Origin of the sequence: Vreelandella rituensis (assembly GCF_003336665.1) — a bacterium.
In the GTDB taxonomy this organism is placed as follows: Bacteria; Pseudomonadota; Gammaproteobacteria; order Pseudomonadales; family Halomonadaceae; genus Vreelandella; species Vreelandella rituensis.
The window spans coordinates 1-21,981 of sequence record NZ_QPIJ01000026.1 but is presented as its reverse complement, the minus strand read 5'-3'; the positions used below and the strand labels follow the sequence as shown (position 1 = coordinate 21,981).

At 55.5% G+C, this 21,981-nt stretch carries 19 protein-coding genes, 3 tRNA genes and 3 pseudogenes; 17 read left to right on the top strand and 8 right to left on the bottom strand.

The genetic code is table 11. The annotated features are described in order from the left end of the window. The first annotated feature begins 2 nt into the window (after positions 1-2). Positions 3-476: a YgaP family membrane protein gene (locus DU506_RS11595; protein ID WP_114487090.1), complete on the top strand. Its 474-nt coding sequence runs from the start codon at positions 3-5 to the stop codon at positions 474-476. A 76-nt stretch (positions 477-552) separates the two neighbouring features. Here DU506_RS11595 and tnpA read toward each other — a convergent pair whose 3' ends face one another. Then, positions 553-975, bottom strand: a complete 423-nt coding sequence (gene tnpA, locus DU506_RS11590; RefSeq protein WP_181870748.1) for an IS200/IS605 family transposase — start codon at positions 973-975, stop codon at positions 553-555. Between the two features lie 50 nt (positions 976-1,025). Between tnpA and DU506_RS11585 the strand changes: the two genes are divergently transcribed. From DU506_RS11585 to DU506_RS11570, 3 genes are all read left to right on the top strand, one after another. Next, entirely contained in the window at positions 1,026-1,574 is a 549-nt protein-coding gene (locus DU506_RS11585) for a hypothetical protein (RefSeq protein WP_114487088.1), read from the top strand. Continuing rightward, entirely contained in the window at positions 1,513-2,121 is a 609-nt protein-coding gene (locus DU506_RS11580; protein WP_147273749.1) for an IS200/IS605 family accessory protein TnpB-related protein, read from the top strand. Before DU506_RS11585 ends, DU506_RS11580 begins: the two co-directional genes overlap by 62 nt. Before the next feature lie 300 nt (positions 2,122-2,421). Next, positions 2,422-3,645, top strand: a complete 1,224-nt coding sequence (locus tag DU506_RS11570; protein ID WP_181870747.1) for a YbfB/YjiJ family MFS transporter — start codon at positions 2,422-2,424, stop codon at positions 3,643-3,645. Positions 3,646-3,834: 189 nt separating this feature from the next. Here DU506_RS11570 and DU506_RS22790 read toward each other — a convergent pair. Next, a pseudogene (locus DU506_RS22790) lies at positions 3,835-3,888 on the bottom strand (hypothetical protein); the annotation flags it as partial. A 300-nt stretch (positions 3,889-4,188) separates the two neighbouring features. Here DU506_RS22790 and ppk2 point away from each other — a divergent pair. The 3 genes from ppk2 (at position 4,189) to DU506_RS11550 (ending at position 7,512) form a co-directional block, all read left to right on the top strand. Beyond that, complete coding sequence (ppk2, locus tag DU506_RS11560; protein ID WP_114487086.1) at positions 4,189-5,403, top strand: polyphosphate kinase 2; 1,215 nt, start codon at positions 4,189-4,191, stop codon at positions 5,401-5,403. A 200-nt stretch (positions 5,404-5,603) separates the two neighbouring features. Next, the gene (locus DU506_RS11555) at positions 5,604-6,491 is read left to right on the top strand and encodes an alpha/beta fold hydrolase (RefSeq protein ID WP_415843647.1); all 888 of its coding nucleotides are present in this window, start codon (positions 5,604-5,606) and stop codon (positions 6,489-6,491) included. A gap of 22 nt (positions 6,492-6,513) precedes the next feature. Next, entirely contained in the window at positions 6,514-7,512 is a 999-nt protein-coding gene (locus DU506_RS11550) for a patatin-like phospholipase family protein (protein ID WP_114487085.1), read from the top strand. A gap of 3 nt (positions 7,513-7,515) precedes the next feature. Here the strand turns inward: DU506_RS11550 and DU506_RS11545 are convergent, their stop codons facing one another. After that, positions 7,516-8,085: a Smr/MutS family protein gene (locus DU506_RS11545; protein WP_114487084.1), complete on the bottom strand. Its 570-nt coding sequence runs from the start codon at positions 8,083-8,085 to the stop codon at positions 7,516-7,518. 371 nt (positions 8,086-8,456) lie between these two features. Between DU506_RS11545 and prmB the strand changes: the two genes are divergently transcribed. From prmB to phaC, 5 genes and pseudogenes are all read left to right on the top strand, one after another. Beyond that, entirely contained in the window at positions 8,457-9,410 is a 954-nt protein-coding gene (gene prmB, locus DU506_RS11540; protein ID WP_114487115.1) for a 50S ribosomal protein L3 N(5)-glutamine methyltransferase, read from the top strand. Between the two features lie 5 nt (positions 9,411-9,415). Next, entirely contained in the window at positions 9,416-10,513 is a 1,098-nt protein-coding gene (gene aroC / locus DU506_RS11535; protein WP_114487083.1) for a chorismate synthase, read from the top strand. Between the two features lie 103 nt (positions 10,514-10,616). Further along, positions 10,617-10,883 (top strand): annotated as a pseudogene (locus tag DU506_RS22785) (hypothetical protein); the annotation flags it as partial. Positions 10,884-11,372: 489 nt separating this feature from the next. Further along, on the top strand, positions 11,373-11,804 hold the full coding sequence (locus tag DU506_RS11525; RefSeq protein WP_114487082.1) for a phasin family protein: 432 nt from the start codon (positions 11,373-11,375) through the stop codon (positions 11,802-11,804). Between the two features lie 130 nt (positions 11,805-11,934). Next, positions 11,935-13,755: pseudogene (phaC, locus tag DU506_RS11520) on the top strand (class I poly(R)-hydroxyalkanoic acid synthase); the annotation flags it as partial. 487 nt (positions 13,756-14,242) lie between these two features. On the opposite strand, the gene lnt reads toward phaC, so the two are convergent. The 5 genes from lnt to miaB all read right to left on the bottom strand — a co-directional run bounded on the left by lnt (position 14,243) and on the right by miaB (position 19,822). After that, positions 14,243-15,772 carry an apolipoprotein N-acyltransferase gene (lnt, locus tag DU506_RS11515; protein ID WP_114487081.1) on the bottom strand — a complete coding sequence of 510 codons (1,530 nt, stop codon included), beginning with the start codon at positions 15,770-15,772 and terminating at the stop codon, positions 14,243-14,245. A gap of 58 nt (positions 15,773-15,830) precedes the next feature. Next, a complete protein-coding gene (locus tag DU506_RS11510) occupies positions 15,831-16,703 on the bottom strand; it encodes an HlyC/CorC family transporter (protein WP_114487080.1) in 873 nt (290 codons plus the stop codon). 65 nt (positions 16,704-16,768) lie between these two features. Further along, positions 16,769-17,320 (bottom strand): rRNA maturation RNase YbeY, encoded by a 552-nt coding sequence (gene ybeY, locus DU506_RS11505; protein WP_114487079.1) that lies wholly within the window; start codon positions 17,318-17,320, stop codon positions 16,769-16,771. Further along, positions 17,317-18,399 carry a PhoH family protein gene (locus DU506_RS11500; RefSeq protein ID WP_114487078.1) on the bottom strand — a complete coding sequence of 361 codons (1,083 nt, stop codon included), beginning with the start codon at positions 18,397-18,399 and terminating at the stop codon, positions 17,317-17,319. Before DU506_RS11500 ends, ybeY begins: the two co-directional genes overlap by 4 nt. 79 nt (positions 18,400-18,478) lie before the next feature. Then, positions 18,479-19,822 (bottom strand): tRNA (N6-isopentenyl adenosine(37)-C2)-methylthiotransferase MiaB, encoded by a 1,344-nt coding sequence (miaB, locus tag DU506_RS11495; protein ID WP_114487077.1) that lies wholly within the window; start codon positions 19,820-19,822, stop codon positions 18,479-18,481. Between the two features lie 215 nt (positions 19,823-20,037). Between miaB and DU506_RS11490 the strand changes: the two genes are divergently transcribed. The 5 genes from DU506_RS11490 (at position 20,038) to DU506_RS11470 (ending at position 21,866) form a co-directional block, all read left to right on the top strand. Continuing rightward, positions 20,038-20,113: transfer RNA gene (locus tag DU506_RS11490), tRNA-Asn, on the top strand. Positions 20,114-20,145: 32 nt separating this feature from the next. Further along, positions 20,146-20,221 (top strand) — tRNA-Asn (locus tag DU506_RS11485). Between the two features lie 57 nt (positions 20,222-20,278). Next, positions 20,279-20,354, top strand: a tRNA-Asn gene (locus tag DU506_RS11480). A gap of 47 nt (positions 20,355-20,401) precedes the next feature. Further along, positions 20,402-21,376, top strand: a complete 975-nt coding sequence (locus DU506_RS11475; protein ID WP_114487076.1) for an arsenic resistance protein — start codon at positions 20,402-20,404, stop codon at positions 21,374-21,376. A gap of 142 nt (positions 21,377-21,518) precedes the next feature. Continuing rightward, positions 21,519-21,866 carry a metalloregulator ArsR/SmtB family transcription factor gene (locus DU506_RS11470; RefSeq protein WP_114487075.1) on the top strand — a complete coding sequence of 116 codons (348 nt, stop codon included), beginning with the start codon at positions 21,519-21,521 and terminating at the stop codon, positions 21,864-21,866. Positions 21,867-21,981 lie beyond the last annotated feature (115 nt).

Below are 21,981 nucleotides of genomic sequence, written 5' to 3'. Positions count from 1 at the left end.
CCATGTTGCCGTCCACGACGTCTCGGGTAGAGCGTAATACTGCTGAAAGCGTCAATCGGGAAATCCAGCAGAAAACAGAAGAAAATATAGCCTATTTCGCTGAAAATCCTCATAAAATAGAACAGAGACTCTATGAGCTCGAACAAGAGTGGGATATAGAGCGCACGCTTGAGGCCAATGCGTCCACCCTCAACCTGATAGGCATCACGTTGGCCGCTGCAGGCTACCGGCGCTGGTTGTGGCTACCCGCCGCTGTGTCGGGGTTTCTACTGCAACATGCATTGCAGGGGTGGTGCCCGCCTATTGTGATTCTGCGTAAGCGAGGCATTCGAACCTCCTCGGAAATCGATCTTGAGCGCTATGCACTGAAGGCGCTACGCGGTGATTTCGGCGGACTGGAAGACACTACGGCGTTGAGTACCGAGGAGCGGGTGCGAAAAGTGCTCGTGGCCCTGGGCCACAAAACGTCTTTTTAAGCGCTGTCTTTAACATTTTGCGCGGAATTCCACGTCCAAGCCACGCATTGGGCGTGGATGGATAGCGCGCTGTCCGTCAGGACGGCCAGGTCTGGTTCTGGATGTAGCGCTTGATGATCTCCGTGTTCGCACCATCGTCCACGCTGAGCACGCAGTACGACCTGGACCAGAAGCGCTCGCCCCAGAGCTGTGTCTTGATTGTTTCCCAATGGTCTTTCCTGATCCGCCGGCTCGTCAAGGTCTTGATGCTGTTGACCAGCTTGGCTGGCATGACGGAGGGGTGAAGCGCCAGCAGGATATGGACATGATCCGTTTCACCCGAAAATTCCAGCACACCCACGTCGGACATCTCGCAAACGCGGCGGATGTGTATTTCCAGGTCATCCATGATCGCCGATGTAATCACCTCTCGCCGATAAGCGCTCACTAACACTAAATGACGCTTTAGATTAAAAACACAATGTAGTTGCGATCTTAACGTAGTCGTTGATATTGACACTAATATTATTTGCCGCTAATGTTAGTTCAATTGTCACAGTGGGCCAATCCATGCCTGTCCGTCGCGTCGAACGCATCATGATCCGCCCTGGTCACGCCAACTACCTGGCCTGCCATCGGTATTGTTCGGCCGCGAGAAAAGTGGCTAACGCCACGCTCTATTACATGCGTCAGGCGCTGTTCGCCGAGGCACCGATCAGTGCCAGCCAGGCCGACAAGCTGCTGAAGAAAGAGCACAAGGACGTCTATCAGCTACTCCCCTCCGCCGGTGCTCAGCGGATAACGCAGATAGTCGGCGACGCCTGGAAGAGCTGGCTCGCGGCGAAAGACGATTTCAAGATCAACCCTCACAAGTACCAGGCGTGTCCGAGAATCCCCGGTTACTCGAAGGGCGCACGCACCTATGTCGTCAATCGCAATGGCTATAAAATAGTCGACGGCATGATCCACTTGAGCGGTGCCAGGACAGTTGGCTTCCAGCCGGTCAAGACCACGGTTTGTCAGCATCAACCGTTCAACGAAAAGGCGGACAAGGCGATTGTCACGGACATCCGAATCGTTCCACTGGGCAAATCGTTCTGCATTGAAGTCGGCTATTAAAAGGAGGTTACCGCCACCGACCACCTTACTTGACATGCGTCGTGCATTTTCCATTGATATCGGTATCGACAACCTTGTAGCTCTCGTCTCCAATCAGCCGGACTATCGTCCTGTTCTGATCAAGGGCAAGGTAATCAAGTCGATCAATGCCATGTACAACAAGAATAAGGCCGGGCTCGCCAAGAAAGGCAAACAGAAGCACATTCCATCCAAGGTCAGAAAGCGCTATTGCGCCCTGCATGATTACTTCCATAAAGTCAGTCACTGGATTGTCAGCGAGTGTCTTCGCACTCGAACGGACCACATCATTATCGGCCGCAATCCTGGCTGGAAGCAGAACGTTAATACCGGAAAGGTAAACAATCAGACGTTCGCCACCATCCCGCACGCCAAGCTGATCGAGATGATCCGCTACAAGGCGGACGAGATGGGCATTGCCGTGACGCTCATCGAGGAGTCATACACCAGCAAAGCCAGCGCGCTTGATCTGGATATCTGGATGCGATTCCTGCCTATGAAAAAGGACGGATGGAAAAATACCGGTTGAGTGGACGGCGAGTAAAACGAGGTCTCTACCGTGCCTCCCAAGGTCGGCTTATCAATGCTGATGTGAACGGTAGCGCGAATATCATGCGAAAAGTAATCGGTGATGCGTGGGTCAACGCCTATCTCAAAGCCGGTAAGGGCGTTGTGGACACGCCCATGTCAATTACGCACATTGATCACCCGTTGACATTGGAAGCTCGCCAACGAGCGAGTGAAGCCACGTCTAACGGCGCAGCCGCTTAGGCGTGGTAGTTCATCAATAGTGAATATAATAAGCACAAAGCATTCAAGGAGAGGCAAAATGGTGGCGTTGGATATTCATTCTCGACGTTTCAAGGTATTGCTGGCGGGCATCTTCAGTCAGATTCTGTGTATTGGCGTGGCGCGTTTTGCCTACACACCGCTCTTGCCGGTTATGCAGCAGCAAACCTGGATTGGGGATGCCGATGGTGGCTGGCTGGCGGCGCTCAATTACTCCGGTTACATGTTGGGGGCGGTGATTGCCGCCTCCATCCGCAACATTCAATTGAAAGATACGCTTTACCGGGCAGGCTTGATACTGGCGGTGATCACCACGGCTGGAATGGCGTTGACCGAGCATTTCTGGGTATGGGCGGGGTTGCGTTTTTTTGCCGGGCTTTCGAGCACCGCTTCGATGCTGCTGGCTTCCGGGTTGATATTGCACTGGTTGATTCGTCATCAGCAGCGCGGTGAACTGGGTGTACATTTTGCCGGGGTCGGGGTGGGTATCGTCGTCGCCGCTTTGGCGGTTGAAGCCATGGTGCAGCTGTCGCTTGATTGGCAAGCGCAGTGGTGGGGATTTGCCGCGCTGGCCGTGGTGTTACTGATACCGGCATGGCGCTGGTTGCCGCGCCCCGAACCGGTCAGCGCCGCTTCCGCGCAACACAAGACCAGCCAGGACTCACCGCCTACGTCCACTTTCATGCGCTTGATGATGGCCGCCTACTTCTGTGCAGGTTACGGCTACGTGATAAGTGCCACCTTCATTGTCACCATTGTGGAGCGTGAACCATCGTTGGTGGGCACCGGCAACTGGGTCTTTGCGTTGGTAGGCTTGGCGGCGGCGCCTGCGGTCATGCTCTGGGACTTGATCGCGCGGCGAATTGGTTACTTGGGTGCCTTGGTGCTTGCCATGCTGATTCAAGTGGTGGGCATTCTGTTGCCGGCGCTCACCACAAGCCTTTTTGGCGTGCTGCTGAGTGCGGTGCTTTACGGGGGTACCTTCCTGGGCTGTGTGAGCCTGGTGCTGACCATGGCGGGGAGGCTTTATCCTTCCAGCCCGGCGCGACTGATGGGTCAAATGACACTGGCCTACGGGGCGGCTCAGATCATTGCCCCGGCATTGACGGGCATGATTGCCGAACGTACCGGCCATTATGGGCTGGGGTTGTGGCTGGCAGCCGGTTTTGTCGCCTTGGGAGCGGTGCTGCTGCTGTGGCTGCGCGGTGTCGATCAGACCGCTCAGCAACTCGATGCCGCCGCCAAAGCATCGGTTTATACCTGAGCTGTTTATGCGGCATATATGGCTTATACGACGTGCGGCAGCTCGTTCCAACGCCTGGTGTAACGCTTCGATTACCACGAAAAAATGTTTCTGCAAGACTTTCGGGTCGCTGCAACGCAGTGCCCAGGCGTATTTCATGATCACTTCGCCTTCTACCAGGGCCACCAGAATATGACCGGGCCGAGGTTCCACGGAACGGTCTACCACCAGTAGATCACCTGCCTGAATACCCAATGCTTCCATGTTGTCACCAGTGGCGTTCATATAGAACGTCGCCGCCGGTTATTTGATCAGATGTTCGTTGAGATCCAGTGTGCGGTTTTCATAATCCTGATCCGGTGACGGAAACTTTTGTGCAGTGTCTTGGTGAGTTCAGAAAAAATGCAAGCGAGAAACCTGGCCCTGGTTTTTCATGCAACTTGATGCCAATCAAGTACGAGGTAAGTAAGCTTTGTCACACTGGACGTAGGTAAATTGCCGCACGCTGCAGGTGTCGTGGCAAAATAGAGACCACTAAATTACTGAATGTAAAAGGAAGCCGTAATGCCGCAGCAGAATACTAATCACAAAGCGTTGGCAGGTGAAGAGGCATCACGCCTGGATGTGGGGCGGGGCGATATCGCTCCCGAGCTAACAGCTGCAGGCGTCAAGCAACATGATGTATTGAACGCAACGGAAGGCGCCAAGGAGTCGCTGGAAGTCGCTTTACGGGATATTTCCGGCCAAGCCAAGACCAAGCGGACACGCAAGGAGCTGGCTCGCCTGGCGGAAGACCTTTCCTCTGTGATTGAAGGGGCGGCCCCGGATGAAGTCGCATTGCTACGCAGAGCTTTGCTACAGGAAGAGGTTGCCGCCAAGGCCGCCGCCGGGGTCAATTCCGACGATGAGTTGGCGGAAAATTGGCGTGATGGCAACTATCCCTACAAGAACCGGCTGCGGCGCAAGACCTACGAGAAACAGAAATATGACCTCCAGGTCGAACTGCTGAAACTGCAGCGTTGGGTCAAGGAAACCGGAGCGCGGGTGGTCATCTTGTTCGAAGGGCGGGATGCCGCCGGCAAGGGCGGCACCATCAAACGTTTCATGGAGCACATGAACCCGCGCAGCGCTCGGGTGGTGGCGCTGGAAAAGCCTACCGATATCGAAAAAGGTCAATGGTATTTCCAACGCTACATTCAGCACCTTCCCACGGCGGGTGAAATTGTCATGTTCGACCGCTCCTGGTACAACCGGGCCGGTGTCGAGCGGGTGATGGGATTTTGTGACGACGAAGAGTACGCCGAGTTCATTCGCCAAGCGCCGGAGTTTGAACGCAATCTGGTGCGTTCGGGCATTTACCTGGTCAAGTTCTGGTTTTCAGTGAGCCGGGAAGAGCAGCGCCGTCGCTTCAAGGAGCGCGAAGTGCACCCGCTCAAACAGTGGAAGTTAAGCCCTGTGGATCGCGCCTCGCTCGATAAGTGGGAGGACTACACTCGAGCCAAGGAGGCGATGTTCTTTTACACCGATACTGCCGAGGCGCCATGGATCGTGCTCAAGTCGAATTGCAAGAAGCGGGCACGCTTGAGCGGCATGCGCTATGTGTTGCATCACTTGCCTTATCGCAACAAGGACGTGGCACGGCTTGGCAGTGTCGATCCTTTGATCGTCGGCCGGGCAAGCGTGGTTCATGAACTGGACGAACGCAATGACCTTGAGCTGGTACGAGAAGTCTGGAAAGGATTGCCCGGTTTAGCCGGGCTTTCCGGTAACCGCGCTTAGCGTGCCAACCACAAGCCGACCACAGTGGCGCTGGTTACCGCAATCAGGAAAACCAGGTTACGAACGCGGGTGTCGCGGTGTTTTTTCATGGGAGTCACCGGTGGCGAAGGGATATATTGGCTGCGCATGGTAACGCTTTCAGGCTGGCCTCGTCATCTTGAGGCCGTATACTGAAGGTTTTACAACCGGATAGCGTGCTGATGATGATGTCGTTTCCCGAGCCTCTCCCACTTACCTTGTGTCGGGGGCGTTTGGCGGCGCTTGCCTGGGGTGATGCCCAGGCACCCGTTTGGCTGGCGCTTCACGGCTGGCTGGATAATGCCGCCAGCTTTTCCCGTCTGGCCCCCAGGTTGGCTACCCGGCTTGGGGTGCGTATCGTCGCCCTGGATTTTCGTGGGCATGGGCTTTCCCGATCAGCCCCCGAAGGGGCTGATTACGCGCTTTGGGACTATTGCCACGACCTGTTGGATGCCATGGAGGAGCTGGGTGTCGAGCGTGCACCGCTGCTGGCCCATTCCATGGGCGCGGCAGTCGCTTGCCTGATTGCCGCAGCCTTTCCGGAACGCACCGAAAAACTGATATTGCTCGATGGCTTGGGTTCATTGAGCACGCCGGCGATAGATACCCCCGCTCAGTTGCGCAAAGGGCTTGTCTCCCATCGACGCCCGCTGTCTCGTCCTCCGCGTTACCCCGATCTTGATACCGCGATTGCGGCGCGTGTCGCCGGCGGTGTCACGCCAATCGATTTCGATACCGCAGCACCCTTGGTCGAACGTAATCTGGCGCTAGAAGAAGCGGGCGATGTCAGGCTGCGTTCCGATAGCCGATTGCTCAAGCCATCATTGGTACGCTTTAGCCCGGAGCAAGTGAACGGGATACTGGCAGCGATTGTCTGTCCGGTACTGTTGATCGAAGGGGAGAGCGGTATTTTGGGAGAGCGCGCGTCAGCGCAACAGGCACGCCGAGCCGTCAAGCATTTAACCCGCCACGTAATGAAGGGCGGCCATCACCTACACTTGGAAAAAGGGGTAGTCGATGCGGTCACGGAAGTGATCGAAGCCGATCACCAGACGGCATTGCCGACGTGAAGCATTTGAGCAAGGAGAGAGCATGGATAAGCTGATGGCTCCCGAAAAAGGAAACAAGGTGGCGCTGGTGTTGGGCAGTGGCGGAGCGCGCGGTTATGCTCATATTGGCGTGATTGAAGTACTCGAGGAGCGAGGCTATGAAATCATCTCTGTGGCGGGGTGTTCCATGGGAGCGTTGATCGGCGGTATCTATGCCTCGGGAAACCTGCCAGCGTATCGTGACTGGGTCTGTGGGCTGGACTATTTCGATGTACTCAAACTGGTGGATGTGACCTGGAATCCCATGGGCGCCATGCGAGCCAGCAAGATAATGAACAAGCTTGAATCCTTGGTGGGTGATGTCTTGATTGAAGACTTGCCTATACCGTTGACAACGGTCGCCACGGACCTGGTCCGTCAACGTGAAGTCTGGTTTCAACGCGGTCCTTTATTGCGTGCGATTCGCGCCTCGATTGCCGTACCTGGTGTAATTACGCCGGTGCATCTGGGCGACCAGGTATTGGTGGACGGCGGGTTGCTCAACCCGCTCCCCATGATGCCGGTGGAGGCCGCCCATGCAGCGGACTTCGTAGTGGCGGTCAACGTTACGGCACATACGCCACAACCGGTGATGTTTGAAGATCTACTGCCGGATACCGACTTCCCGGACAGCGAAGCCGAGCTTGAAAAAATGCACCCCGTCGAGGGCTGGATGAACGATGCTCGGGAGGCCACTAAACGCCTGTGGGAAGGGCTGGGAGGCAGTGATGGAGGCGTAGTCGACAAAGAGGAAACGCCGGAAGATCGCAGCAAGCGTGAGTGGAGCAAGTTGGCAATGATTTTTGAGTCATTCGATGTCACTCAGGCGGCGTTGGCCAAGTATAAGATAGCCAGCTATTCCCCGGACATGCTGATTGAAATACCCAAGACGGTATGTGGCGCTTACGAGTTTCATCGCGCGAATGAGCTGATACGGCTGGGACGCCATTTGACCGAACAGGGGCTTTCACGGTTCATCCCGAAAGTGAAGGTAACGTCTTGAACGTTAGCGTCCTGGCTTGCGCAGCAGTACATAAACCGCGCCGGTACCGCCGTCCATGTCGATGGCAGAGCAAAACGCCAGTACGCGGGGCCATTCGCGAAGCCAGGTATTGGTGTGGCTTTTAAGTACTGGATAATCGGCAGTGGTGCCCCATGCCTTGCCATGCACCACCAGTACGCAGCGTAATCCTTGCCCCGCTGATTCACGCAGGAAGCTTTCCAGCTCGATACGCGCTTCTTCCAGGGTATAACCGTGCAGGTCCAGCCCCGCTTGCCAAGGGGTCTGACCGCGCTTGAGCTGGTTTAACGTGCGCCAGGGCAGGTCGGGTACGCTGAATTCCAGGTATTCCGAAGGCCGTACGGCTTCCACCCGGCCATCGGAGGTGCGGCCGTTGGCCTGAAGCGTATTGGCTTCAACGGCGGCTTGGCGACGCACTGCGTGTGCCGAGCCATCTTTCTTCGGTTTGCCCGGGTCGGCCTGGTTGGAAGGCAATCGACGCACCCCGGCGGCTTGCAATGCCTGACGAAAGGCATTGATCTCATCATCGTCGGATAAAGGGGGGCGGCGTGTCATGGCAGGCTCTGGTGTAATGATTGAAATATCGGTAATTCGGTTAACTAGGCGACAAACATGAAATTACTCGCCCGCTAAGCACTTAAGTCCACTGCTTCAGCCAAGTACTTGAGTCAGGCACTTCAGTATAGCGGGCTGAGCGTAGCTGTGAACCGGGCAGCGTGAAAGGTACAATCATTGCAGCTCTCATCGTTCATCTCCCCTTGGGAGAGCGAGCGTTTACCCTCGACTTTTGCAACGCAGGATATCCCGTGGCCGCGCCTTCCGATTCCATTTCTTCCGGATATGACACCTCCGGTACTGTCTCTTCCGATACTGCTTCTTCCGAGACGGTTTCTTCCAGTGCCGATACTAGGGCTGAACCTCGAGGCATCGGCAGGTCCGCTGTCTCCACGTTGAATCTGGACGAGGCTGACATCACCGCTGACTTGATTACCCTACGTGATTACCTACGCTGGCTCGCCAGCGAGTTTCATCTGGCCGGCTTGCATTACGGGCATGGCACAGCCTCGGCCTGGGATGAAGCAGTAGCATTGACCCTGGGAGCGCTGCACTTGCCTTGGGATGTCGACCCTGCGGTACTGGAAGCTCGCCTGTTGATGACGGAGCGTCGGCGGATCGTGGCGCTGGCGAGAGAGCGTATCACTAGTCGGCGTCCATTGCCGTATCTACTCGGGGAAGCGTTTTTCGCCGGCTTCCCCTTTGATGTGGATGAGCGCGTGCTGATTCCACGCTCGCCCATCGCCGAGCTGATCGAAGACGGTTTCGAAGCCTGGTTTCCTGAGCAACCGCCGGCTCGGGTGCTGGACCTGTGTGCCGGCTCGGGCTGTATCGGCATAGCCACTGCCTTGCACCTGCCTGGTTGCGAAGTGGATCTGGCCGATATCAGCCAGGATGCACTGGCCGTGGCCCGCCGCAATATCACCCGCCACGATGTAGGAGAAAGAGTCAGAGCGGTGGCGTCGGATGTGTTTTCGGGGCTGGAGGGTCAACGTTACGACTTGATTGTCTCCAACCCGCCCTATGTTGATGCGCGTGATTTGCGAACCATGCCGGCAGAATTTCAACACGAGCCGGCATTGGCATTAGGCGCCGGCAACGACGGCCTGAATATCGTGCGGCGTATTTTGCGTGAAGCTCCCGAGCACCTTACCGAGAACGGCTGGCTGATCGTTGAGGTCGGCAACTCCGATCACCACCTAGAGGCCGCCTTTCCCGAGGTGCCTTTCATATGGCTGGAATTCGAGCGTGGCGGCCAGGGCGTATTTGCCTTGAGCGCCGCTGAACTCGACGCCCATGCGGCGTCTTTCACACAAGGGAAATAACCCAGATGTCAGGCAATACCTTCGGCAAGTTGTTTACGGTGACTACATTCGGCGAAAGCCATGGCCCGGCACTGGGTGCCATTGTGGATGGTTGCCCGCCAGGAATGGAACTGAGTGAAGCCGATCTGCAATACGATCTCGACCGTCGTCGTCCGGGTAGCTCACGCCACACCACCCAACGCCAAGAGCCGGATCAGGTACGTATTCTTTCCGGGGTGTTCGAAGGCGTTACCACCGGTTGCCCGATTGGTCTGTTGATCGAGAATACCGACCAGCGCTCCAAGGACTATTCCAAGATCAAGGATCAGTTCCGCCCGGCGCATGCCGACTATACCTACCACCATAAATATGGGGTTCGCGATTATCGCGGAGGAGGCCGCTCCAGCGCCCGGGAAACCGCCATGCGTGTTGCCGCTGGCGCCATTGCCAAGAAATTCCTGGTCGCCAAGGGGGTTCAGGTGCGTGGCTACATGAGCCAGCTCGGCCCCTTGCCTATCGAATTCAAGAGCTGGGAGGCGGTGCATGACAATGCTTTCTTCTGCCCAGACCCGGAAAAAGTCGCGGAGCTTGAAGCGTTCATGGACCAGCTGCGCCGCGATCAGGACTCGGTAGGTGCGGAAATCACCGTGATTGCCGAGGGGGTGCCGGTGGGGTTGGGTGAACCGGTGTTCGATCGCCTGGATGCTGATCTGGCGCACGGTTTGATGAGCATCAATGCGGTAAAAGGAGTGGAGATAGGGGCCGGGTTTGCCTGCGTCAGCCAGCGAGGAAGTGAACACCGCGATGAAATGACACCGGATGGATTCCTTTCCAATCATGCGGGTGGCGTGTTGGGCGGAATCTCCACGGGCCAGTCCCTCGTTGCAAGGCTGGCGCTCAAACCCACCTCCAGCATCACCACGCCGGGCCGTTCGATCGATGTGCAGGGCCAGGCGATAGACGTGATCACCAAAGGCCGCCACGATCCTTGCGTGGGTATTCGTGCCACACCGATTGCCGAAGCGATGATGGCGCTTACGTTGATGGATCATTGGTTGCGTCATCGCGCCCAAAATGCTGAGGTAAGCGTGGATACGCCACGTTTGGAACAGTATTTGAAATAGAAAGAGCTTGAGATAAAAAGAACAGTACTCGAGATAGGAACGAGCCAACTTTCGTTGTTAGCGGATACTGCTACACTTTGATTATAGGTTTAAGGAGCTGGCCATGAAGATCAATGTTGAGTTCGATCTCACTCCTGATGAATTTCGTCAGGCCTTGGGGTTGCCGAATGTGGAGGCATTTCAGCAAAGCCTACTGGAGCAGATCCAGCAACAAATGGAATCGGGCGTGGAAGGTTATGACCCGATGAGTTTGATGCGGCCCTTCATGCAGCAGCCCGCCCTGCAGCAGGGTCTGTCTCAGGGGATGGCCAGCTTTGGCACCTACCAACAGATGATGATGGACATGTTGAAAAAGGCAGGAGCGAGCAGCTATGGCTCAAAGGCTGAAAGCTCCGACAATGAAAATGTCAGTACCCAAAGCAGGCAAACCTCTGGCCACGCTTCCCGGAGTTCTTCAACCGACAGGCGTTCATCATCCGAAAGTGGCGCTACGGGAGATGCGAGTGGCGCGCACAGTGCCAAGGCCAATGAAAAACCTAAGCCGGCAGCGGCATCATCGCGTAGTAAGCGAAGCCCCTGATCTTAGAAGGACGGACGAAGGTGCAGATAAAGTAAACCTTAGCGCTATTGCAAAGTCATAAGTGACCTACTAATCTTTTTGCAGCGCAACAAGTTGCTTGGTTGCAGTATTTTTAAAAGTGAGTTTCTTTTCGAGACCGATTATCAAGAACAAGTTTCAACAACAAGTTTGAGTTTGAAGAGCAAGTTTCGATGATAGAGGCTGGTCCGAGGGGTTGGCCTTGTAGATTGCCAGCTAGATGCTGGCAAACGGTAATACTGATAAAAAGAAGGAGGCACCATGCAAGATAAAATGACGGAAGCATTCAACAATCAGACACGCCAGCTATTCGAGCCGATGCGCAAGCTAAATTCGCTGATGCTCAATAACATGGAAAAGATGACCCAGTACCAGCTGGAAGCCATGAAACGTTACAGTCAAATGGGAACGGACCGTATTCGTAGTGCCACGGAAATTGAAGATGCTGAAAGCATGCGCGATTTCGGCACGCGTCAAGCGGAAATGATGAATGAGCTCTCTCAGCAGATGCAGGAAGATGCTCGTGCCATGGGCGAAATGAGTCTCCAGTTCAAGTCTGAAATGGAAAAACTGTTCAGTGAGGCGGGTCAGAAAATGACTGATCAAGCCAATGCTGCCGCCAAAGGGGAGCAGCAATCCGGCAAAAGCGAACAGCCCGCCAAGTCCACCAGCCAAGGCTCACGTAAGAGTTGAGCCTTGTCATATCGCGGCGCATGCATAAAGCGCCGCGCATTGTTTCATGTTAATGACATGTTATGCGAATGACAGGTCAAGTTGCCTCGGCGTAATACCGCACGCCATGACATGCTAGGGGAGATAGGGTATGCAGCCAGGGTGGGATACTGCATCACAGGCTGATTTAACCGCCTGGAATGTACAGCTCAAAGAAATTGGTGAGCAATATCAAGGTTTAATGCAGGATTTTCTGACCCGAATGGAGCCTAGCCAAGGTGACAGTTCCGTTCTCAAGGATATGCGTGAGAGCTTCAAGGCCGGTGCTTACTCTTTGATGCAAAATCCCGTGCTGTTATGGCAAACCCAGGCTCGTCTGGCACAGGATCAGTGGTTGCTATGGCAGCAGAGCATGCGAGCGATGGCGGGTGAAGACGTCGAGCCGCTGATAATTCCGGGCAAGGGTGATCGCCGCTTCAGCGATGAGGCATGGTTGAAAGACCCTCAGTACCTGGCGATCATGCAGCAATATCTACTGTTTTCTCAGACCGTCGAAGAATTGGTCAAGAAGCTGGACGGTCTGGACGATAAGCAAAGACGCGACCTGGAGTTTTATTCGCGCCAATTGGTCAATGCCATGGCGCCGACCAACTTCGTCACCACCAATCCTGAAGTCATGCGGCTTACCATGGAAACGCGGGGGCAAAACCTGATTGATGGGCTGACACGCCTACGCGAGGATCTGGCCAATTCCGCGGCTGGAATCAATGTGCGCATGACCGATCGCGAGGCGTTCAAGATCGGCGATAATATTGCCGTGACGCCCGGGGCGGTAGTGTATGAAAATGAACTAATCCAACTGATTCAATATACGCCAACTACGGGAAAAACGTTCAAGACGCCACTGCTGATAGTGCCGCCCTGGATCAACAAGTATTACATTCTCGATCTGCGCCAAGACAACTCCTTGGTCAAGTGGATGGTCGAGCAAGGTCACACGGTATTTTTGATTTCCTGGCGTAATCCTGGCCCCGAGCAGCGTGACCTCACCTGGGCCGATTACATGCAGATGGGTCTGATTGAAGCCATCGAGGCGATCGAGGAAGCCACTGGCGAAAAGTCAGTGAATCTTCTTAGTTACTGTATCGGGGGCACGTTAGCGGCTTCAGCCTTGGCCTACCTGACCAGTACCCATAGAGGAAGAAAAGTCAAGTCAGTGACTTACATGGCCACGCTGCAGGACTTTCGTGATCCAGGTGAGCTCGGTGTCTTCCTCAATGAAAGGGCCTTAAGCGGTATCGAGAAGATCCTGGAAGAGAAGGGCTACCTGGATGGCCGCTCGATGGCGTATACCTTCAATCTGTTGCGTGAAAACGACTTGTTCTGGTCGTTTTATGTAATGAATTACTTGAAAGGACAAAAGCCCGCGGCCTTTGACCTCCTGTATTGGAACACTGACGGCACCAACTTGCCGGCAGGTACGCATGCTTGGTATCTGCGCCATATGTACCTGGAAAATCGATTGGTAGAGCCGGGCGGGATCGAGCTTGATGGGGTCAAGATAGATTTGCGCAAGATTTCCACGCCAAGCTATTTTGTATCGACGAAAGAAGACCATATCGCCCGTTGGAACAGTACCTATTACGGTGCCTTGTTACCCAAGGGTCCGACTACCTTTGTGCTGGGAGGCTCCGGGCACATTGCGGGCATCGTCAACCCGCCCCACAAGAACAAGTACGGCTTCTGGACCAATGACGACTTGCCTGAGTCTCATGAGACCTGGCTGGAAAATGCCGACTTCAACGAAGGGTCCTGGTGGCCGCATTGGCAGCAGTGGGTAACCTCAAACGGCTATGCCGACCCAGAGAAAATGGTACCCGCACGCCAGCCTGGTGAAGGCGAACTGACTATCATCGAACCGGCGCCTGGGCGCTATGTGCAACAGACTATTCCTGAAGTGTTGGGAGAAGTCGTGAAGGAAGAGGCGCCGGCAAAAGCTCAACAGCCAGCTGAAGGGAAAAAGGCAGCATCTTCGCAGTCCAAGTCCAAGGAGCGGTCTTCTTCGCCACCAAAGCAAGTGTCCCAAAAGCAAGAAGCTCAACAGCAAAAGGCCCCGGTTAGCGAAAAAACCACAGCCGGTGCTGCCAAGCCGGGTATGAAAAAAGCCACTCCCGCTGTAGAAAAGCCGAGCACCGTAAAGCCGAGCCCTGAAAAACAAGGCCCTGAAAAGCAGGATGCGGAAAAGCCGAGCACCGTAAAGCCGAGCCCTGAAAAACAAGGCCCTGAAAAGCAGGATGCGGAAAAGCCGAGCACCGTAAAGCAGAGCCCTGAAAAACAAGGCCCCGAAAAGCAGGGTGTTGAAAAACAAAGCACCAAAAAACAGGAGCAGAGTGTCGAGAAGTAGAAATACCACTCTGGCAAAACAGAAAGGGCGATTTTCATCGCCCTTTCTGTTTTTTTCAGCTCTTGCGCTTGGCGAGCTTTTTGCTCTCGAAAAAGGCCAGGCCCGGTATCATCATGAGAGTGGCCAATAGCCACGCTGGCCAACTGCCCAGCCGCGTGAAGGGCGTCATGCCATGCATGGCATGAACATCGCCGACCAGGACGGCGGTTTCAAACTGCGGTGCCCGTGACAGAAGTTTGCCTTGGGGGTCGATAATGGCGGTGATGCCGTTACTGGTGGCACGAATAACGTAACGCCCGTTTTCCAAGGCTCTCAAACGGGCCATCTGCAAGTGCTGGAGTGGCCCGATGGAAGCGCCGAACCAGGTGTCATTGGAAACCGTGACCAGTATGTCACTGTCACGTGCGCGATTGGCAACCAGTTGTGGATAAATGATTTCATAACAGATCGCATTGCCCAGTTTGAGCCCGGCAGCCTGCATGGGGGCCTGGTCAGCATCGCCGGCAGTGAAGCTCGACATGGGCAGATTGAAGAAATCAATTGCACCACGCAGCACGCTTTCCAACGGTAGGTATTCACCAAAAGGCACAAGATGCTCTTTCTGATAACTGCCTTGCGTATTGCCCACGCCGATCATGCTGTTGTAATAACGATCCTCTGCGGTGCGCTGTACGATGCCGGTTACCAGTGCCGTTTCGGGAGCAAGATTGGCCTGTACTCGTTCGAGTACCGGTCGTGCCTGGGTCTCCATCATGGGTAAGGCGGTTTCCGGCCATAGTACCAAGTCGATGTCGTCATCAAGGTCGCGGGTCAAATCACTGTAGGTATTGGCGGCGACACGCTGGCCTTCCGGCGTCCATTTGATCAACTGAGGCAAGTTGCCTTGCAGCAGGGCGACACGGACGGGCTCGGGCCCAGGGGTTGTCCACTGGCTGGGCAAGGCGAAAGGTACAAGCCATATTATTGCCAAGGGTGCCAGCGCCCACCAGCGTGCCCGAAGCAGTTCGACGCCTAAGGCGCCGCTAAGTGCGGCCATTAAAGAAAGCAGGTAGACACCGCCTACCGGTGCCCAGGGGGCGAGTGGAGAGTCCACGAGACCAGTGCCCAGCAGTAACCAGGGAAAGCCGGTAAACAGGTAAGTACGCAGGACCTCGCCTAGTACCCAGGCGCCAGCGAAAGATAGCACCGCCCAACGTGGGCGGGTCAGGCGCCGATACAACCAGAACGTGGCCGCGAAGAACAAGGCCAGACAACCCACGAAGAGCAGGGTGAGAAATACCGCCAACGGCACCCCGGTATAACCGTAATCATGGATCGAGACATAGACCCAGGATGCCCCGGACCCAAACAGTGCCACACCATATAACCACCCCTTGAAGGCGGCCTGGCCGGGGGTGAGGCTATGCACGCCTGCATGCATCAGTCCGGCGGCGACAGGCGCCAGCCACCACAGCTCGAAAGGCGAAGCGGTCAGGGTAGTGAAGCCTCCGGCTATCAAGGCTGCAACGTAGTTGAGCACTTGGCTAAGGCCGGGATTAAGGCCGCGGGAGTCAGACGAGGTGAAAAAAGCAGCAGAGCGCGACATGTGCCTCCATACCAGACGTTACGTGGGTAAGCGGTGAGTTAGCTGATCATCGAGAGGTTTAATCCTCGCGTTGAGAGGGGGAATCACGCTGAGCTTCGAGAAGCCGGATTCGGCGGTTGTCGGCATTGAGAACGGTAAAGTGCCAGCCACCGAAGGAAGCATGTTCGTCACGGCGGGGAAGGTGACCGAATTGCTGCATGACCAGACCGCCAAGGGTATCGAACTCATCATCGGAAAAATTGGTGCCGAAACGTTCGTTGAAATCTTCTATCGGGGTCAGGGCACGAATGGCGTAGCGGCCGTTCTCCAGTTCACGAATATCCTCTTCTTCGTCGATATCGTGCTCATCTTCAATATCGCCCACGATCTGTTCCAGAATGTCTTCGATGGTGATGATGCCGGCAGTCCCACCGTACTCATCCACCACGATAGCCATGTGGTTATGCGTGTCACGAAATTCCTTGAGCAAACTGTTCAGGCGCTTGGATTCAGGGATGAACATGGCCGGACGGAGCACATCGGATAGCTGAAAGTTATCGCGCTGTTCCTGCGTCTGGGAAAGTAACGGCAAGAGATCCTTGACCAGCAGAATCCCTTTGATGTCATCAAGGTTTTCACCGATAACCGGGTAACGTGAATGCCCGGTTTCATGGATTAGCGGAAGATAGCCATCGCTGGTTTGATCCAAGGTGATGGCATTGACCTGTGAGCGGGGTATCAGAATCTCACGCACCTGTTGGTCGCTGATCTGCAGGGCGCCCTCGATGATCATCATGGCGTCCTGGTCGAGCTTCAACCGACTGGCGGTGTGGCGAAGAAACTCCATCAGCTCATCGCGAGAACTGGGTTCTTCGTTGTCTCCGGTAAGGGCGCCAAAGAATTTTTCGAGCCAGGATTTTTGCGTTAAATTGCTCGATCGGTCTTCGCTCATGCGTCGGTTCTCTTGTCTTTGTCTGCGGGCGTGCGAGTCATGGGCTGGAGAGCTGGAATACGCTCTCAGTGCCCTGGATCGTCAGGAGGGAAGCTCCCGCCATCCTCGGTGCTATAAGGGTCTGGAATTCCCAGCGTAGCCAGAATATCGCGCTCCTGCTGTTCCATGACCTCGGCTTGGGCGTCTTCAATATGATCGTAGCCCAGTAAATGCAAGGTGCCATGAATCACCATGTGCGCGTAATGATGTACCGGCGTCTTGTGTTGTTCACTCGCTTCACTATCGACTACGGCAGGGCAAATCACCAGATCTCCAAGCAACGGCAAATCAATTTCCGGTGGGCTTTCAAACAGAAAGGAGAGAACGTTGGTGGGTTTGTTCCGGTCACGATAGGTGTGATTAAGCTCACGGCTCTCGTCGTCTTCGACAAAACGGATGGTCAGCTCGCCGCGTGGCTCATCGGGATGGCGCTCAAGCACGGCGCTCACCCATTGGGTGAGCTGATCGTCAGTGGGCAGCGCCGAGGCAGGTGATTGCTCGGCGCAAGCAATTTGACGATCCACCACAATTTCGCGGTCCACTGGGGCCGCGTTCCGTCCTGGGTCTATATCGCTCATTCGCGAGAAGCTCCGGACTGTCTGTTATCACGCGCCTGGAGCCGTGCTTCACGCTCTTCTCGACGAGCATCGTCACGGGCACGTTCTTCGACTTCCTGCTGGGATTCGAACATATCGTAGGCTTCGATGATGCGTTGCACCAGAGGATGACGTACCACATCCTTGGCGGCAAAATGCGTCACCCCGATTCCCGGCGTGTCCTTGAGCACATCCAGCACTTGAATGAGTCCCGAACGCTGGCCACGCGGCAGGTCGACCTGGGTGACATCGCCGGTGATCACCGCTGTGGAGCCGAAACCGATCCGTGTCAGAAACATCTTCATCTGTTCGGGAGTGGTGTTCTGACTCTCATCCAGAATGATAAAGGCGTTGTTGAGCGTGCGCCCGCGCATATAAGCAAGGGGAGCAATCTCGATAATTTGCCGTTCGATGAGCTTGGCGACCTGCTCAAAGCCGATCATTTCATATAGGGCGTCATACAGCGGGCGCAGGTAGGGATCGATCTTCTGGGCCAGATCGCCGGGCAGAAAGCCCAGTTTTTCGCCGGCTTCGACCGCCGGGCGAACCAGAAGAATACGCCGCACTTCCTGCTGATTGAGAGACTCCACCGCCGCGGCAACGGCCAGGTAGGTCTTGCCGGTGCCCGCTGGCCCAATACCGAAATTGATGTCGTGAGCTCGGACACTTTGCACGTAACGTTGCTGATTGAGGCCGCGCGGCTTGATCATGGTCCGTGGGGTACGCAATACCACTTCATCGCTATCTTCGGGGGACTCTTCATCCCCCAGAGCTTCAAGCCCGGACTCCTGTAAAAACAGGTGGACGGTGTCGGGCGAAAGCTCTTCGGCGCCCGTTTCGCGATAGAGGTGCTCAAGGACGTTGGCCGCAGCCTTGATGCGATTGGCGGGACCCGCCAGCTGAAAGATATTGCCGCGGTTGCGTAGGGTGACATTCAAGCGGCTTTCAATAAGCTTGAGATGCTCGTCCTGTTGGCCGCACAGCCCGGCAAGGCGCTGGGGATCGTTGGGCTCAAGGCTTAGGGTAATAATGCGGTTGGCCTGGGTAGATGGCTGGCTCAAGACAAGGAAACCCGTAAGTTGGTGTATGTGACGCTCAGCTTACTGCCCCGGCGGGTGCCGGGGCAATCATGCTGATCGATCAATAGCGCTCAGGAGAGGCAAGCTCCCCCCGCAATGAGTTGGGCAATGCCTCGGTAATTTCCACATCGACAAAATAACCGATCAGTTCGGTCGGATTGGCGGCGCGAAAATTGACCACGCGGTTGTTTTCCGTGCGTCCGGAAAGCTGCCCCGGATCGCGTGGAGAAAAGCCGCTCACCAGTACGCGCTGAATGCTACCCACCATGCGCCGGCTTATCTGCATGCTTTGCTGAATAATGCGGTCCTGCAGAATCGCCAGTCGCTGCTTCTTGACACTTTCCGGGGTCTCGTCCGGCAATGCCGCGGCCGGGGTGCCGGGGCGTGCGGAATACACGAAGCTGAAGGAGTGATCGAAACCGATACGATGAATCAGATCCATGGTCGCTTCGAAATCCTCTTCGGTTTCTCCGGGGAAGCCGATGATGAAGTCCGACGAAAAGCTGATATCCGGACGCTGCTCGCGGATACGCTCCATCTTGTCGATGTACTCTTCAGCAGTGTGGCCGCGTTTCATCGCGCTCAGGATACGGTCGGAGCCGGATTGCACCGGTAGATGCAAGTGGCTGACCAGTTCGGGGATCTCGCCATAAGCGTCTATCAAGCTGTCGGTGAATTCCACCGGATGGGAGGTGGTGAAGCGTACCCGGTCGATGCCATCGACGGCGGCGACGCACCCGATCAGTTCGGCAAGATCGATTTCATCACCGACAAGATTCTCGCCACAATAGGCATTCACGTTCTGGCCGAGGAGATTGATCTCGCGCACGCCCTGGTCGGCCAGGTGAATGATTTCATCCATGACTGCTTCAAAGGGACGCGAGACTTCTTCGCCGCGGGTATAGGGCACCACGCAGAAGGTGCAATACTTGGAACAGCCTTCCATCACCGAGACGAATGCCGTGGCCCCATCGGAAGAGGGCTTGGGCAAATGGTCGAATTTTTCGATTTCGGGGAAGGTGACATCCACAGCGGCGATTTGATTGTTGCGCCGAGCGTCGAGCATGGAAGGCACTCGGTGCAGGGTTTGCGGGCCGAAGACCATGTCCACGTGAGGGGCACGCTTGCGCAGTGCCTCGCCTTCCTGGCTGGCCACGCAGCCGCCCACACCGATTACTAGATCCGGATTGGCGTCCTTGAGCTTTTTCCAGCGCCCCAGTTGGTGAAAAACCTTTTCCTGAGCTTTTTCACGAATCGAGCATGTGTTCAGCAGAATGACATCGGCTTCGCGCTCGTTATCGGTCAACTCAAGCTGATGCGATACGCCGAGCAGATCCGCCATACGGGAGGAATCGTACTCGTTCATTTGGCAGCCGTGCGTTTTGATGAAGAGCTTCTTCGCCATCGGTACCTGTCGTCTGTGGATCGTCGGGGGACGAATGATGAATTTGCCTGCTTTTGGCAGCAGGCCGTCAACCAGGATTCGGGTGGCTTGGTTTGGCCACTGATATGGAGATCCGTTATTATACGGACAGGGGCGATAGGGGGCCAGCATTCGAGGTCAATCAGGCTTGACCCTCAGGCTACAATACGTATACTACGCACCGTGCTTAAGGCAGATCCCCGATAGCTCAGTTGGTAGAGCAAATGACTGTTAATCATTGGGTCGCAGGTTCGAGTCCTGCTCGGGGAGCCAGTTTCAATAGCACATAATGCGGGTATCATTGTTCCTCGATAGCTCAGTTGGTAGAGCAAATGACTGTTAATCATTGGGTCGCAGGTTCGAGTCCTGCTCGAGGAGCCAAACACCGTATCTCTCTGTAAGTCGCGTCATTGCAAGTTCAGTTCACGTCAGCATGATTCCTCGATAGCTCAGTTGGTAGAGCAAATGACTGTTAATCATTGGGTCGCAGGTTCGAGTCCTGCTCGAGGAGCCAACGTGAAATGCATGTCCCTTCCGTGATAACCCCGCTTTTCTGATGTGATGCCCCTGGCACTTCTCGAACGTTACCAAGTTATCGTTTATCTTCTCGCCATTGCTGTCGGGTTGTCTTTTGGTGCTGTCTATCATGTGCCTGACGCTTTCGACGCCTTGTTATGGCCGTTGCTGGCTGCCTTGCTCTACGCCACTTTTAGCCAGATTCCCTTGATTCGATTGGCCGCTGCCTTCAGGGACCGCAATTTTTTCGCGGCCGCTCTAATGGGCAATTTTGTGTGCCTGCCATTGGGGGTTGCGATACTTTTGTGGCTGGTACCGGACGACCCCGCCTTGCGCCTCGGTGTGGGGTTGGTATTGCTGGTGCCTTGCACCGATTGGTTCATCACGTTCAGCCAGTTGGGCGGAGGAGATGCCCGGCATGCGATTGCCTTCGCTCCCCTGAGCCTTCTGCTTCAGCTGATGTTGCTACCGTTTTACCTGGGATGGTTAGTCGGGAGTGATAGTGCGTTGGACGTCGCCCTGGGAGATAGCTTTCAAGCGTTTGCGCTAGTGATCCTGGTGCCCCTGGGGTTGGCGTTCTTGACGCAGCGCTGGGCGGCGGCTGGACGACACTCTGAACGAAGCGCTGAACGAGCAAAATGGCTGGCACGGCTGGGCTGGCTGCCGGTGCCGCTGCTGGGGGTGGTGGTGGGAATCATCGCCTTGACTCAGGTGAGTACTGTCCTGGAAGCAGTGACACAGCTACCTCGCTTGGCGCTGGTTTTTGGCCTCTTCTTGCTGGGCGCCGGGCTACTTGCGAGGGGGTTGGCGTGGCTTTTCCGCTTGCCTGTCGCGCAGGGACGAGTGCTGGCGTTCAGCTTGGGGACGCGCAATTCCTTCGTGGTGTTACCCATCGCCTTGGCCTTGCCCGCGGGTTTCGAAATGGCCGTGATCGTGGTGGTGTTTCAATCGTTGGTCGAGTTGCTCGGCATGGTGGGATACCTTTATTGGGTGCCGAAAAAGCTGTTTCCGAATCCCTGAAAATAAATTTCAAATGACTATCGATAAATAACTTTCAAATGACTAACGATAGAAACGGTCAAGTGACTACCGAGCCATGCCCGCTTCGCGTAGATTATTGTTTCTGGCTGTTGGCCCTTGATGAGGCAGGAGAACCCTCCGCGTGGTAACCACCTTTCGTTTTTTTAAATGTCTGAGCGACGAAACTCGCTTGATGCTGACTTTGTTGATTCGTCACGAAGAACAGCTTTGCGTCTGTGAAATGACCCATGTGCTGCAGGAATCCCAGCCTAAGGTATCGCGGCATCTTGCGCAGTTGCGTAACTGCGGGCTATTGCTCGATGAACGCGAAGGGCAGTGGGTATATTACCGCCTCGCCCCCGATCTACCCGGCTGGGCCCACACGGTTCTGGACGCCGCCGCGACAAGCGAAAAGGACAGGCTTTCCAAGCTACAAGCGCGACTTGGCAAGATGGGCAACCGTCCTGAGCGACGTGCCGCCCTGTGTTGAACCAACCCCGGCGCAATCTCGGTTGCTTTAGCTTCGAGTCAAGCCGGCTCGGCCAGGGAAGGCCGCTATCGGCGGCGTAGCCGCCGCGATTGTTGTTCACCTTGCTCGGAGGTGG

Coding starts and splice junctions, on each gene's coding strand:
- DU506_RS11510 (WP_114487080.1), bottom strand. CDS start 16,703: ATGAGCGAAGACCGATCGAGCAATTTAACGCAAAAATCCTGGCTCGAA.
- DU506_RS11475 (WP_114487076.1), top strand. CDS start 20,402: ATGCCCCTGGCACTTCTCGAACGTTACCAAGTTATCGTTTATCTTCTC.
- lnt (WP_114487081.1), bottom strand. CDS start 15,772: ATGTCGCGCTCTGCTGCTTTTTTCACCTCGTCTGACTCCCGCGGCCTT.
- DU506_RS11570 (WP_181870747.1), top strand. CDS start 2,422: ATGGTGGCGTTGGATATTCATTCTCGACGTTTCAAGGTATTGCTGGCG.
- DU506_RS11525 (WP_114487082.1), top strand. CDS start 11,373: ATGCAAGATAAAATGACGGAAGCATTCAACAATCAGACACGCCAGCTA.
- aroC (WP_114487083.1), top strand. CDS start 9,416: ATGTCAGGCAATACCTTCGGCAAGTTGTTTACGGTGACTACATTCGGC.
- DU506_RS11595 (WP_114487090.1), top strand. CDS start 3: ATGTTGCCGTCCACGACGTCTCGGGTAGAGCGTAATACTGCTGAAAGC.
- DU506_RS11545 (WP_114487084.1), bottom strand. CDS start 8,085: ATGACACGCCGCCCCCCTTTATCCGACGATGATGAGATCAATGCCTTT.
- ybeY (WP_114487079.1), bottom strand. CDS start 17,320: ATGAGCGATATAGACCCAGGACGGAACGCGGCCCCAGTGGACCGCGAA.
- DU506_RS11555 (WP_415843647.1), top strand. CDS start 5,604: ATGATGATGTCGTTTCCCGAGCCTCTCCCACTTACCTTGTGTCGGGGG.
- DU506_RS11550 (WP_114487085.1), top strand. CDS start 6,514: ATGGATAAGCTGATGGCTCCCGAAAAAGGAAACAAGGTGGCGCTGGTG.
- miaB (WP_114487077.1), bottom strand. CDS start 19,822: ATGGCGAAGAAGCTCTTCATCAAAACGCACGGCTGCCAAATGAACGAG.
- DU506_RS11585 (WP_114487088.1), top strand. CDS start 1,026: ATGCCTGTCCGTCGCGTCGAACGCATCATGATCCGCCCTGGTCACGCC.
- ppk2 (WP_114487086.1), top strand. CDS start 4,189: ATGCCGCAGCAGAATACTAATCACAAAGCGTTGGCAGGTGAAGAGGCA.